14 protein-coding genes and 1 pseudogene are annotated in these 11,419 nt (G+C 69.6%); 6 read left to right on the top strand and 9 right to left on the bottom strand.

The annotated features are described in order from the left end of the window. Positions 1–6: 6 nt before the first annotated feature. The 3 genes from AB0B35_RS40440 to AB0B35_RS40430 all read right to left on the bottom strand — a co-directional run bounded on the left by AB0B35_RS40440 (position 7) and on the right by AB0B35_RS40430 (position 1,211). A complete protein-coding gene (locus tag AB0B35_RS40440) occupies positions 7–294 on the bottom strand; it encodes a hypothetical protein (protein ID WP_361056706.1) in 288 nt (95 codons plus the stop codon). 250 nt (positions 295–544) lie between these two features. Then, positions 545–832, bottom strand: coding sequence for a hypothetical protein (locus AB0B35_RS40435; protein WP_361056713.1), 288 nt, complete (start codon positions 830–832; stop codon positions 545–547). Then, entirely contained in the window at positions 798–1,211 is a 414-nt protein-coding gene (locus AB0B35_RS40430) for a hypothetical protein (RefSeq protein WP_361056715.1), read from the bottom strand. The genes AB0B35_RS40435 and AB0B35_RS40430 overlap by 35 nt, the downstream gene beginning before the upstream one ends. Positions 1,212–1,589: 378 nt before the next feature. On the opposite strand from AB0B35_RS40430, the gene AB0B35_RS40425 reads away from it, so the two are divergent. The 3 genes from AB0B35_RS40425 to AB0B35_RS40415 all read left to right on the top strand — a co-directional run bounded on the left by AB0B35_RS40425 (position 1,590) and on the right by AB0B35_RS40415 (position 3,917). Beyond that, a complete protein-coding gene (locus AB0B35_RS40425; protein WP_361056703.1) occupies positions 1,590–1,838 on the top strand; it encodes a hypothetical protein in 249 nt (82 codons plus the stop codon). Continuing rightward, positions 1,835–2,221: a hypothetical protein gene (locus AB0B35_RS40420; protein WP_361056700.1), complete on the top strand. Its 387-nt coding sequence runs from the start codon at positions 1,835–1,837 to the stop codon at positions 2,219–2,221. The genes AB0B35_RS40425 and AB0B35_RS40420 overlap by 4 nt, the downstream gene beginning before the upstream one ends. 1,108 nt (positions 2,222–3,329) lie before the next feature. Continuing rightward, positions 3,330–3,917 (top strand): GNAT family protein, encoded by a 588-nt coding sequence (locus tag AB0B35_RS40415; RefSeq protein ID WP_361056697.1) that lies wholly within the window; start codon positions 3,330–3,332, stop codon positions 3,915–3,917. A 34-nt stretch (positions 3,918–3,951) separates the two neighbouring features. Here the strand turns inward: AB0B35_RS40415 and AB0B35_RS40410 are convergent, their stop codons facing one another. Continuing rightward, complete coding sequence (locus AB0B35_RS40410) at positions 3,952–4,323, bottom strand: hypothetical protein (RefSeq protein ID WP_361056694.1); 372 nt, start codon at positions 4,321–4,323, stop codon at positions 3,952–3,954. A gap of 397 nt (positions 4,324–4,720) precedes the next feature. Here AB0B35_RS40410 and AB0B35_RS40405 point away from each other — a divergent pair, with 397 nt between their 5' ends. Beyond that, positions 4,721–5,926: a hypothetical protein gene (locus AB0B35_RS40405; protein WP_361056691.1), complete on the top strand. Its 1,206-nt coding sequence runs from the start codon at positions 4,721–4,723 to the stop codon at positions 5,924–5,926. Continuing rightward, positions 5,923–6,639 carry a hypothetical protein gene (locus tag AB0B35_RS40400; protein ID WP_361056688.1) on the top strand — a complete coding sequence of 239 codons (717 nt, stop codon included), beginning with the start codon at positions 5,923–5,925 and terminating at the stop codon, positions 6,637–6,639. Before AB0B35_RS40405 ends, AB0B35_RS40400 begins: the two co-directional genes overlap by 4 nt. Positions 6,640–6,648: 9 nt before the next feature. On the opposite strand, the gene AB0B35_RS40395 is transcribed toward AB0B35_RS40400, so the two are convergent. The 3 genes from AB0B35_RS40395 to AB0B35_RS40385 form a co-directional block, all read right to left on the bottom strand. After that, entirely contained in the window at positions 6,649–7,044 is a 396-nt protein-coding gene (locus AB0B35_RS40395) for a GNAT family N-acetyltransferase (protein WP_361056685.1), read from the bottom strand. Between the two features lie 4 nt (positions 7,045–7,048). Next, complete coding sequence (locus tag AB0B35_RS40390; RefSeq protein ID WP_361056682.1) at positions 7,049–7,600, bottom strand: hypothetical protein; 552 nt, start codon at positions 7,598–7,600, stop codon at positions 7,049–7,051. Positions 7,601–7,850: 250 nt separating this feature from the next. Next, a complete protein-coding gene (locus AB0B35_RS40385; RefSeq protein WP_361056680.1) occupies positions 7,851–8,567 on the bottom strand; it encodes a bacterial transcriptional activator domain-containing protein in 717 nt (238 codons plus the stop codon). A gap of 70 nt (positions 8,568–8,637) precedes the next feature. Here AB0B35_RS40385 and AB0B35_RS40380 point away from each other — a divergent pair. Continuing rightward, positions 8,638–8,895 (top strand): annotated as a pseudogene (locus AB0B35_RS40380) (integrase core domain-containing protein); the annotation flags it as partial. 1,082 nt (positions 8,896–9,977) lie between these two features. Here the strand turns inward: AB0B35_RS40380 and AB0B35_RS40375 are convergent. Together AB0B35_RS40375 and AB0B35_RS40370 are read right to left on the bottom strand one after the other, a co-directional pair. After that, a complete protein-coding gene (locus AB0B35_RS40375; protein ID WP_361056677.1) occupies positions 9,978–10,655 on the bottom strand; it encodes a class F sortase in 678 nt (225 codons plus the stop codon). Next, positions 10,652–11,410 (bottom strand): DUF4397 domain-containing protein, encoded by a 759-nt coding sequence (locus AB0B35_RS40370; protein WP_361056709.1) that lies wholly within the window; start codon positions 11,408–11,410, stop codon positions 10,652–10,654. The genes AB0B35_RS40375 and AB0B35_RS40370 overlap by 4 nt, the downstream gene beginning before the upstream one ends. Positions 11,411–11,419: the final 9 nt, after the last annotated feature.

Genomic DNA, 11,419 nt, shown 5'->3' with positions numbered 1-11,419 from the left:
CCAGCGTCACGGCAGGCGGACACAGCCGCGACCGGGAGGGGTGAACCCGACACCACAGGCCCGCAACACCCCCGACCAGTACGCCACGACCTCGGTGACGGCGCCGCAAGCGTCATCCTCGAACTCCTCGACGATCATGGCGCCGTCGGGCACACCGGCGGCGGTGGGGGCCGCGCTGGGCCGGGAGGCGGCGCCGTCGGGGGCAGCGGGATGGCGCAGAGCGCCGCAGCCGAGGGTGAGCACGGCCGCGGCGAGCGGCGCGACCATCCGGCCGGTACAGGGCCGGGCCGGCATCCGCGCCTGCCTCTCGAGGGTCGCAACTGCCGCACCCGATACCCGCCCGGGGCGGTGTCGTGCCGTTCGGGCGGCGGTCAGACGTGCCGGCGCCCTGCACTCACAGCCTGAAAAAAAAGGGGGGTCCGCGCGGCGGGAGTTCCGGCTGACGCTGTCGCGGCGGACGGCAGACTCCCAAACCGGACCTGGCGCGGCAGGCGGGTGAGGACCTGCCGGCCCCGCACAGGCGCCTGCCGCAGTAGGCGGCGCGTCAGACAGCGCGGACCGGGTCACCGGGCCGGAAGCGGCCGGGCCGCAGGACCCGGGCGTAGATGCCGGCGCACGGCCGGGAGCCGACGGCGGGCAGCGCCACGACGCGGCGGAGGCGAGCGAGCACCCGCAGAACGTCGCGGAAACCGGGCAGGCCCCCATGGGCGAGGACGGCGATCACGCAGCACGGTATGGTCACGATGACACGCACGATGAGGTCATCGCCGACGCGCAGTTCCCGACCGACCCAGTCGTCACCGGCGAAACCGCCGCCGCCGCCGACGACGATGACGGGCCGGAAACGGCGCGCGCCGGAGGCGGCGCGCGCCGGAGGCGCCTGTCGGATGCAGGGCGGCGATACCGCGCAGGGCCGCGAAGCCGAAGAAGGCGCCCCGTACGACACCGCCGATGGTGCCGGTCGCCAACCGCAACGCGGCAGTGACGCCGACACACAACACGGCGTCAGGCTCGGCACGGTCCAGTCGGGCCCGTTCGGGCGGGAAAACGACAAGTTCGACAGCCCGGCCAAGCAACACCGAGATCGTCTTCGCGGCCACCCGGACCGTGCCGCACACACCGGTCACGCCACCAATGACCCGAACACCACAAGAACCAGAAACGGCAGTGAGAACCAGCAGCCACCGCCACAACCAGGGGGTGTCACGCACCGACAACACAGCCCGCAGCAGCACCGAACAGGACAAACGACCGACGTGCAGTCCCGGTCCGGGTGGGGCGAGAGGCGGACCCGCCAACCGGTGCGAGCAGGTCTTCCTGCTGCTTGCTCGGAAGCACCCGAAACGTCATCTACCTCGTCTCCGGTCACGCGGCTCGCGATCGCGAACGCCAGCTTCACCAACGCCGCACGAGAACAACCAAGATCGGGACGATGGGACCGCGGCAGTTCCGCGCCCACGGCACGCCCGGGTCCTCACCTGCGGGTGAACTTCCAGCGGCCGATCAACGGCCGTGACGTTCAACGTCCGGCGATGACCCACCAGCGGGTATGAACATGTAGGGTGAAAGGTATGAGCAAGAGAGTCACCGTGAGCCTGCCCGACGACCTCGGGGACGCGCTCGAAAAGATGCCCGCCGGCGCCCGTTCGTCCTACGTCGCCGCCGCCCTTCGTGACCGCATGGAACACGAAACCCGCGCCGCCGCCAACGACCAGATGCTCCGCGAAGCCGGCTACGTCTTCACCGACGAAGGCCTGACCCGGATGCGAAACCGGCTCAGAGACCACCAGGCCGCCCGCGAGGCCGCCCACGCAGCTGAACAGCGGCACGCCGCGTGAACGTTCACGTCGTCCTGGACACCACCGCGCTGGTCGCCTACGCCCGCCTCGACGGCCTCGCCGTCGGCGAACTCATGAAAGAGGTCGGCGACAACGGCGGCACCATCGGCGTCCCTGCCCCGGCATGGGCCGACGCATACGCAACCGTCGACCCCGGCGGCCGCAAACACCTACTCGCCATGCTCGCCGACGACAACTACATCCTGATCCTGCCGATGCCCGCCGACGACCTCCCCGACGTCGGCGAAATCTCAGCCCGGCTCCCACTCCCCCTGGCCCACGCCATCGTCCAAACACGCCGGTACGGGGCATCGCTGGCGACACTGGACCCCCGCAGCGTCGCCGACGACATGAACAACTACGACGTATTCGACCTCAACTAGGCACAAGCACCTCACGACCACGCCAGACACCCACAGCCCGACGCCGCAGCCGAAACCAGGTGAGGCGACGCTGCTTTCCCAGCACCACTCGGCTGCCGGGCGGAATCGGCAAGACCACGCGCTCCGCCCTCGTACCGTTCGACGAGCCCGGCCTCGACACCGCGCCCGACTCGCCGTCGACCGGCTCGTCTCCGGACAGACCAAGACCAGACCGACGCCGGTGACGTGCCGCGTCCCGCAGGAGGAGTCCGGACACCCGATCGACGCCCCGCGCTGTCTGCCACCCCGACGAACACGCCATCCCTGCCCACTGCGTCCGGTTCGCTCGACGATGTGATGCAGCCGCCGACACGTACGCGCTGCGGCAGGGCATCGCCGACCCCCTTACCTGCACGCGGGAGTAGCCAGCGCGAACCTGGCGCAAGCGGCCGGCAACCCGGCACAGCTGGGAGTGGCTGTCAGCCAGCGAGACCCGCGCGCACGCCCGCCCGAGTGACACCCCGAGCGCGCCGGCGGCACCCGACCGGGGCCGCCCACGCCCGCGAGACCGGTAGACGGCCAGACCATCGGCGACGACGGGGCGGTTCAGCCGATCCAGAACGTTGGCAACCTGGGCAGCCAGTAACCCACAGCCCGACACCGAGTGCTTCCACGGAAGCGTCGGCAGCGCCACGATCAGCACATGGTGCGCAGGGCCCCCGCTCGTTCACCCTGATCACGACACGCGCCGGGCTCGACATCGGCGAGCACTGCGCCGCTCTCGCCCGCCGCTACGGCGTACCGCCGTGGGCGGTGCCGACGTATCGCGGTACCCGGGTCCTGACCGTTTCAGGGGAGTGGGCCGACGACGAAGTAGCCCAAGGGCGTTGAGGCGACGTCGCGACTCTGGCCCCGTCCGGGCACCAGGCGGTCGGCTTCCACGGCTCGCTCCCCGATGGTCGTTCCCATCCTCGTGCCGCCAGTCGCGATGCTCGGCCTCCAGCATGCCTCATCGGCCGGGCTGCGGGCGGTGCGGAAGCCCTTGCCGGACGCGGCGGGCGCGGTTCTGCCGGAGGCGGGTGCGGTTCACGGTTTGCGCGGTGGGCATGGGCTTGGCCATCATCGCGGGGTGATCGACCCGCAGAGCGCCGATTTCTCCGTCAAGCCGACCCTCACCGGTGAGAAGGTCGTGCTGCGCCCGTTCGCGGGCGCCGACCTGGACGGCATCCGTGCCGCGCTGGTGGACCCGGAGGTGATCCGGCTGACCGGCAGCACGCCTGACGGCGACGAAGCCGAGCAGGACAAGATTCTGCGCCGCTGGTACGGCACCCGCAACGCCCAGCCGGACCGGCTGGACCTGGCGGTAGTGGACCGGACGACTGACGCGTGCGTCGGCGAGGTGGTGTTCAACGAATGGCAGGCAGGCAACTCGAGCTGCAACTTCCGGGTGCTGCTGGGCCCGGCGGGCCGGGACCGGGGTCTGGGTACGGAGGCGATCCGGCTGTTCGTCGGGTACGGCTTCGAGCGGCTGGGCCTGCACCGGATCGAGCTGAAGGTGTTCGCGTTCAATCCGCGGGCGCGGCGGGCGTACGAGAAGGTGGGTTTCGTCGCCGAGGGGGTGCTGCGTGAGGTGCTACGCGACGGTGACGGCTGGATCGACGCGACGGTCATGTCGATCCTGGCGCCGGAGTGGGCGCGTCACCGCGGCCGTCCGTGACCGGCCGGGTCCTGTCGGGTTCCCGGCTGGTCGTTCAGGTCAGGAGCCGGTCCAGCGCACGGCCGCGGTGGTCTGGCTGCCGGTGAACCCACCCGGACAGCCCTGGTACCGGCCCGCTCGTACTCGTCAAATCCGTCGTCCACCTGACCTGTAGACGACCAGTACCCGCCACGCTCGGCGCCGGGCTTGGGCAATCATCGGTCAGATTCAGCACGGTGCGGGCGTCGGCGGTGACCTGCGGCGAGTCCAGGTCGGCCCAGGAACGGAAGGTACGGAAGCAGTCGCCGTGGCGGGTGGCGACGTCGGAGGCCTGCTCGCACAGGTCGAGTTCGTGGACGATGCTCAGGTCGACCAGTGGCGACCGTTCGGCGGCGGTGAGGGTCTGCAGGGTGCCGTCGAAACGCAAGGACTGGATCAGCCGAGCGCTGGGGCCACGTGGCTCAGTAGTGCGTGAGTTCCCACGGTTGAACCAGGTCGTTGTCCGGCAGGGGCGTCTGGCCGAGCGTGCTGCCTACGTCAGGTCGCGCCGTGGTGGGCGGGGCGCTGCATAGACGGCGAGTCACCAGCCAGTCCGCAGACCATGTTGTCGGCCGGATTCGGCACATCGCCGCAGGACAGATCACCGCGACACCCCACGGCACTGCCGGTTGCCGTGCTGGTGGACACGTACGGGTCGAAGACTAGTGTGTCCAGCTATGGGAGCCGCCTACAAAGCCGTCCAACTCGGGGCGGACATGCTCATGACGGATGGTGAGGTCATCCACCCGGTCCCGCCGGGCGTCTACGAGCAGGGTTTCGGGTCCGTGGCGACCCGGCTGGCCGATCGGTTCGGTGACGAGGGTGTCGTCATGGTGGACCTGGACGCGGCCCGCGCGCTGCGCCTGCCCACGACCCGTGACGAGCTGGCCGCCGTCGAGGGTGACCACGACCTGCTGCGCGAGATCCGGTCGGAGGGCTGGGAGGTAAGGAAGCTCGGGGACTGGACGACGATACGGCGCGAAGGGGTCACGTTGCGGGTCGGCATTCTGCCCGCGATCGAACCGGCGACGTTCCCGCTGCTCGACCCCGACCCTGCCGACGGTATGGGCACCTTGACGTCCCTGGCGCTGTGGCACCGGGTCACGGGCAGCGCGTACCACGGCACGACCGGGATCGCCGGCACGGCCATTCTCAGCCGCGTCACGACGGTCGGCGTGAAGAAGCTTCAGCCGACGTGGAAGCCCAAGATCGAACTTGTTCCGGGGTTCGAGGACGATTTCCACACGGACCACTTCCGCGCTCCCGTGTCGGGGATGAGGTTCGCGCACGCCTACGACGCGAACCGGGCCTACATCGCAGCCGCCGCCAACGCGATTCTCGCGCCGTGGCAGTTGAAGCAGGGCGGGGTGAGATTCGACCCGAAGATGGGCGGCTGGTGGCTGTGCGAACTGTCGCCGTGGAACGACAAGCGGATGCCGGACCCGGCAGGCTATTCGCAGGAGACCGGGCCGCGCTGGATTTCCACGGCGACGGTCGCGCTGCTGCAGCAGTTGACGGAGGAAGGGGTCTACGGCGGGGTGCGGATCAAGGACAGCCGCGTCTCCGCCGGGTCGGAACTGCTGCGACCTTGGGCGTGGAAGATGCGGGACGCGTACGCGGCCGCGGCTGGGGCGACCGATGACCCGCGCGACGCCAACCGGGTCTTGAAAGCGCTCAAGGAAGCCGGTCGCAAGACGCTCGGGATGCTCGCCAGCGAAACGAACTGGATCTACCGGCCGGACTGGTGGTACTCGATCATCGCCACGGACCGGGCGAATCGCTGGCGCAAGATGTGGAAGACCGGCCGGGAGCAGAACCGCTGGCCGCTGTGGGTAGACGTGGACAATGTGTGGTATGCCTCCGACGTCGAGGACGGCGTCGCCGCTGTTCCGGCCGGCTGGAATCTCGACCCGACCGGGATGAAGCTCGGGGCCTACAAGCACAAGGCGACCCGTAAGAGCCGCGTCGCGGCGAACGAGGTGGTGAAATGAGCGGGTTGGGTGACCGCCTGGTCAACATGATGCGCGGCCGCGAGATCCGGCAGCCTCCGATGACTTTCCGGGAGAAGGCGGAGGAACTGCGGCGTACGGCTGGTGTCACGAAGGGCGCCAAGATCGCGGGCGTGGACAGGCGTACGTTCCAGCGCTGGTTCGAGAAGTGGAACGCCGGCAAGGACCCGAAGCCGCGCAAGCACTCGCTGGACCTGCTGGACTTCGGCGTACGCCGGGCCTGGGTCGCCACCGCTCCCGCCGACGGGGCGGTGGTGCTCAACGTGAAGGACCGTAACGACACCGCCCGCGCCGTCCGCACCATCACCGCCAAGCAGCTCAGGCTCTCCCCCGGCACGATGACCCGCGTCGCGGACGTCTACGTGGCCACGGGCGACGCGGAGGCGGCCGCTGCCGCGTTCCTGGCGGGCGTACAGGACCGCTTCTACCGCCGGTGGCTCACGCCTCCGCGCAGCGACCGGGACGCGGCCGCGTGGGACCGCTCAGGGGGCACCGCTGCGGTGTCGGCCGGTGTGGCTGCCGTCCCCGGCCCTCGGCGCGCTGAGGGCGAGGAGGAGTTCGAGGAGGAGGACCTGGACGAGGTCGCCGGGCCGGAGGTGCCGGAGACGGCCTACGACGAGTTCATGGACGCCATCTATGACGAGAGCGTGGGAGAGATCCCCGATGAGGACGTGTACGGCGGCGATGTCCAGTAGCGGCTGCGGTCAGAGTTCGATGAGCCCCGCCGGGGTGGACCGGAAGCCGCAGCTGTCGAGGTAGAACTCGCGCAGATGCTCCTCGAAGTCGACGTGCAGCCATTGGCAGCCGGCGTCGCGTGCCTGCGTCGTCGCCACGGCGAGGAGCCCGGTGCCGACGCTCTGGCGGCGCATGTCCATCGCGACGACGGTGTCCAGGACGAACGCGTGCGTACTGCCGTCCCAGGCGACGTTGACGAAACCGACGAGCCGCTCGCCGTCACGGGCGCACACCCAGCCGAGGCTGTGCCGCATGACCTGCGCGTGCCAGTCGTGCCCGGACGGCTCATAACCGAATCCGGCCGCGTGCAGGCGCTCCACCTCGGTGTTGTGGAACGCGCCGCGCCAGGTGTAGGTGGTGGTCATGGGTTCACCTCAGGTCGCGGACGGGCACGCCGGGCGCGTGGTGGCGTACGGCGGCGGTGAGCCGGTCGAGGTCGAGCCGCCAGCCGTTGATGGCGCGGCCGGCGGCGAGCAGGCGCGGGTCGGGTGCGCCGGAGACGGCGTACCCGAACCCGGCCATCAGCTTTCCGGCCGGGCCGGTGGGTGTGCCTGGCAGGGGCGGCGCGTCGTGTGGTCGCAGCACGCCGATGTAGGGCAGGTTCTGTGCCAGCGGCTGGCGCCACAGGACCACCGCCTCCACCTCGGCCCAGGGCACGTGGGCGGTGGTGGCGGCGTAGCGCAGCGGCGAGCCGCCGAGGGTGATGCCGGTCGCGTCGACGCGCAGGGCGACCTTGCGGCTGAACGTGGCGACGAGCATGACGACGCCGCCGACGCCGAACAGGGCCAGGGTGAGGATGCGGGTGAACGCGTCGAGCGGCACGAGCAGCGCGGCGGCGGTGAACAGGAAGCAGACGGCGATGACGAGGATCGTCTTGGGAACGGGTCTGTAGCGTTCCTCGTACACGTCGGTGGAGGTCATGGGCGCTCATCATGCCAGCGACGGGCCGCGGGCCGGGGGAACGGGTCTGCGGCCCGCAATGGTCTCCTTGTTCGGTGAGGTCAGGAGGCGGCCCGGTCGGCCTGGGGGCGGCGGCGCAGGGTGCTGTCGGTCAGGGCCGGCGGGCGCCAGGCGCCGTCCGGGAGGTACAGGTTCACGCCGGGGCGGGACGGGCATGGCGGTCGTTGGGGAGGTCGAAACGGAAGTGCTGCCGTACCGACGCGTGAGCGCCTCACCGACGCCGGTGGGGATTCGTGGCGGCTGCTGTCCTCGAGGTCGGCAGGCTGGGTCGTTTCGATCCAGGTGCCGTTGTGGTAGCCGAGGCTGCGGCTTGGACGAGACGGGCCGTGTCGTGGTCGGTTACAGCGTCCAGTTCCTCGAGTGCGGCCTGGTATCTGCCAATCGCTGCGTGAGTGCGGTCTGGTTGGCCAGCCTTTTGCCAGGTTCGGAGCGTCTGCCGGAAGACGGCGGTGTTGGCTGGCGACAGCTCGCATGCCCGGTCGAGCAACTCGCCGGCCTCTGCGGGCGTCGGGCTCATCTGTGCGAGAGCTACGAGGATGTCCATCACTTTGCTGGTGAAGGCGTTCTGGTGAGGCTCTATCCAGTCGTAATCGGTGCCTTCGGCCAGTAGCCCGGTGTGCAGAGCCAGTGCTTGGCGTAGGTGGTGTTGCCTGGTTTGGGGTTCGGTGGTTTGGGCGGCGGCGTCGAGGTGGGTGCTGAACTGCCAGAGGTCGACGTCGACGAGGTCGGGGTCGAGGCGGTAGCGGCCGCCGGGGTTGGGGACGGCGTTGCGGGTGGGGTCGGCGCTGGCTCGGCGGATTCCGTTGCGTAGGTCGGCGATGGTGACGGCGAATCGTTCTTCGGCGCGTCGGAGGGTCGCGTCGGGGAACAGCAGTTCCCACAGGTCGGTCTTGGCGATGTGGGTGCGCTCGATGGCGAGCAGGACCATGGTCTGGGTGGCTGCGGTGCGTAGGCCGGTGATGGGTTGGCCGTGTCGGTCGAGGATCCGCGGCACCAAACCCATGCCCTCCGAAGTGCTGTTCGAGCGGATCTGCCGCGAGAACGGCATCACCGCCAGGCTCACCAAACCCCGGTCACCTACGACCACCGGCAAGATCGAACGATTCCACAAGACCCTGCGCGAGGAACTCCTCAACCGGGTCGGCGCGTTCGCGGACCAGGCCACCGCGCAGAGCGCGATCGACGTCTGGGTCCACGCCTACAACCACCAGCGCCCCCACCAATCCCTGGGCATGGCCACCCCCGCCGCCAAGTTCCGTCCCACGCCCGACAGGCCGAGTGCCGCCATCCCGGCGCAAATCCAACCGGTCGGCCTGCCACCACGCATCCCCGCCGAACTGGTCACGTCCTCCACGACAGCGATCCTGTCCGAGACAGACCTGCGTGCCATCGAATGGGAGATGGTCGTGCCACCCGGCGGCCGACTCAGCCTGCCCAACAACTGCGGCATCAAACTCGGCCAGCCCTACGCCGGACGCACCGTCACCCTCTGGGCCGACGACCGCAGCATCCACGTCTGCCTCGACGGCTACCTCATCCGCACCCGCACCTCGCTGCTGTCGCCCACCGACCTACTCAACCTGCACCTCAAAGGCGCCCGGCGGGCAGGCCCCGAACCCGGCCCGTCGGCAATGCCGCCACTGCCGCCGCCACCCACCGCCGTCGTCGAGGTCGACCGCGTGATCAACCGTGAAGGGCGCATCTCGCTCGGCGGCATCAGCATCCAGCTCCCCGCCCACCTCGCCGGCAAACAGGCCACGCTGCGCCTCGACGGCTACCTCATGCACGTCATCTGCGGCGGCCTACTCGCACTCACCCTGCCCGCGCCCTTCCCACCCGACAAGCGAACACGGCTATCCGGAGCCAGGATCTCCACCCAGGCACTCCCACCACCGCCGGCTCAACCACCCCGCGCACAACGCCGGGTCCCCACCAACGGCGAGATCATGATCGCCAGCCAGCGCATCCACGTCAGCCCCACCCACGCAGGCAAAACCGTGACCATCATCGTCGAAGACACCCACTTCCGGGTCCTCCACAACGACATCGAACTCACGCTCGTCGCCCGCAAGAACCCAGGCAAGCCGATCAGATTCAGAGCAACAGTCCGACCCAGAAAAGGATCGCTGTCCGACAACACCTGAACCCGTCAACGAACTCCTGAATCTGTCAGCAATCAGGTGAAGCCATCCTGTCCAGGATGTCCCGGAGCCGCACATTGACAGAAACGGTGGTCTTCTTCGAACTCGGGTCGCCGGCGCGGCCAGTCGATACGCCGTCGCGCATCGCCCTTCCCCGGTCGGCGGGCTGCTACGCATCCGGGCATGGCCTTGAGATGTCAGTCGGCGAGCGCGGTGACCACGATGTTGTCTCGGTAGCGTCGGGTGTTCGGGTTGAACGGTCCTCCGCAGGTAATCAACGTCAGCCGCAGACGGCCATCGCGGGTGAAGTACTCCTGCCATGCGAGTCGAGACTTCGGCAGCTGCTCGACGGCGGCGATCCGGAAGCTGCGGACGGAGCCGTTCGCGGCGGTCAGCTCCACGACGGTGCCGACCTTCGCCCGGCGCAAACCGAACAGCGCGCCTGCGCCCTGGGTCGCGCTGTCGACATGTCCGGCCAAGACGATCGCTCCGGTGGTGCTGTCCCATCCGGGACCGTGCTCATACCAGCCGACGCGCCGCACGTCGTCTGGGATGGCCACTTGTCCGGTGGCCGCGTCGACGCCGACGGGGTCGACCGGTGCTGCCAGGTCAAGTGCGGGGATGCGTACAGCTACCGGGGGGACCGATGTGTGTCGCGCCGGTGGCGCCCCGTTGTGGATTCGCACGTCGCGGGTCGGCGTGGACGCAATGACCCCGGAGGCGGGCGGTGCCGCGGTGCCGACCTGCTGCTGCGGGGCGGTTGTCGCGGCGGTCGCTATCAGGGCCGCGCCGGCGGTCAACAGTGCCGCGGACCGGACTCGTGCACGCCGACGCGCCCCAAGCCTGTCTTGGGGCGCGTCGATGGTGCCGCTCATCGTCGGGCGGCCCGGAGTTTCATCACGCCGAGGATCAGCAGCAGTGACCCGAGCGACGCGGCCAGAGCCCATCCGAGCGCGGGGCGGTCGGCGGCCAGTCCCGCGTCGCCGGCGTCGACGCCCTCCGGGGCGGTGTACGAGCCGGTCAGGACCTGCGCCACCACAGCGAGGGTCTTGGCCTGTGCCGATCCGATGGCGTAGACGACGGTGACGCTGCCTTCGGCGAGATTGAGCTCGGTCGCGGGGATCGCCACGGTGGAGGTGCCAGCCAGGACGACGTCGGCGTCGATGGTGCCGGCGTCGACCTCGAGTTCGGCTTCGTTGGGGTTGGTCAGGCCGGAGATCACCGGCGTTCCGGAGGCGCGGACGTCGACTGCGGGCGCAGCCGCAGTGTGGCGCACCACGAGCCGGGCCTTGCCCGCCGGTACTGCGCTGACGTCGTTGACGAACGGTGTGATCTTCGGCTTGTCGTCGGTGTCCAGGTGCGCCACGATGCTGATGTTGGTGCCGCCGGGCACTGCGGCGTCCTGCGCGGACAGGATCGCGCTGCTGACCGGCTCGCCTGGTTTGGTGATGTCGATGTCATAGGTGCCTTCGGGCAGGGTCAGCGGTCCGGCGACCTGTCCGGGCTGGAATCCCTGCAGAGTGATCTTGCCGTCCACGTACACGTCGACCGGGGTGGCGGGGATGCCATGCACCACGTAGACCTCTGATGACGCGGCGTACGCCGGAGAACCGGCGGCGAGTGTCGTCATCGTGGTGGC

Origin of the sequence: Catellatospora sp. NPDC049133 (assembly GCF_040648455.1) — a bacterium.
Lineage (GTDB): Bacteria > Actinomycetota > Actinomycetes > Mycobacteriales > Micromonosporaceae > Catellatospora > Catellatospora aurea.
This window is presented reverse-complemented; position numbering and strand designations above follow the sequence as displayed.

Bases quoted from the DNA above. Each gene is read 5' to 3' on its own strand.
- AB0B35_RS40395 (WP_361056685.1), bottom strand. From the start codon at position 7,044: ATGACCACCACCTACACCTGGCGCGGCGCGTTCCACAACACCGAGGTG.
- AB0B35_RS40390 (WP_361056682.1), bottom strand. From the start codon at position 7,600: ATGACCTCCACCGACGTGTACGAGGAACGCTACAGACCCGTTCCCAAG.
- AB0B35_RS40370 (WP_361056709.1), bottom strand. From the start codon at position 11,410: ATGACGACACTCGCCGCCGGTTCTCCGGCGTACGCCGCGTCATCAGAG.
- AB0B35_RS40385 (WP_361056680.1), bottom strand. From the start codon at position 8,567: ATGGTCCTGCTCGCCATCGAGCGCACCCACATCGCCAAGACCGACCTG.
- AB0B35_RS40375 (WP_361056677.1), bottom strand. From the start codon at position 10,655: ATGAGCGGCACCATCGACGCGCCCCAAGACAGGCTTGGGGCGCGTCGG.
- AB0B35_RS40400 (WP_361056688.1), top strand. From the start codon at position 5,923: ATGAGCGGGTTGGGTGACCGCCTGGTCAACATGATGCGCGGCCGCGAG.
- AB0B35_RS40440 (WP_361056706.1), bottom strand. From the start codon at position 294: ATGCCGGCCCGGCCCTGTACCGGCCGGATGGTCGCGCCGCTCGCCGCG.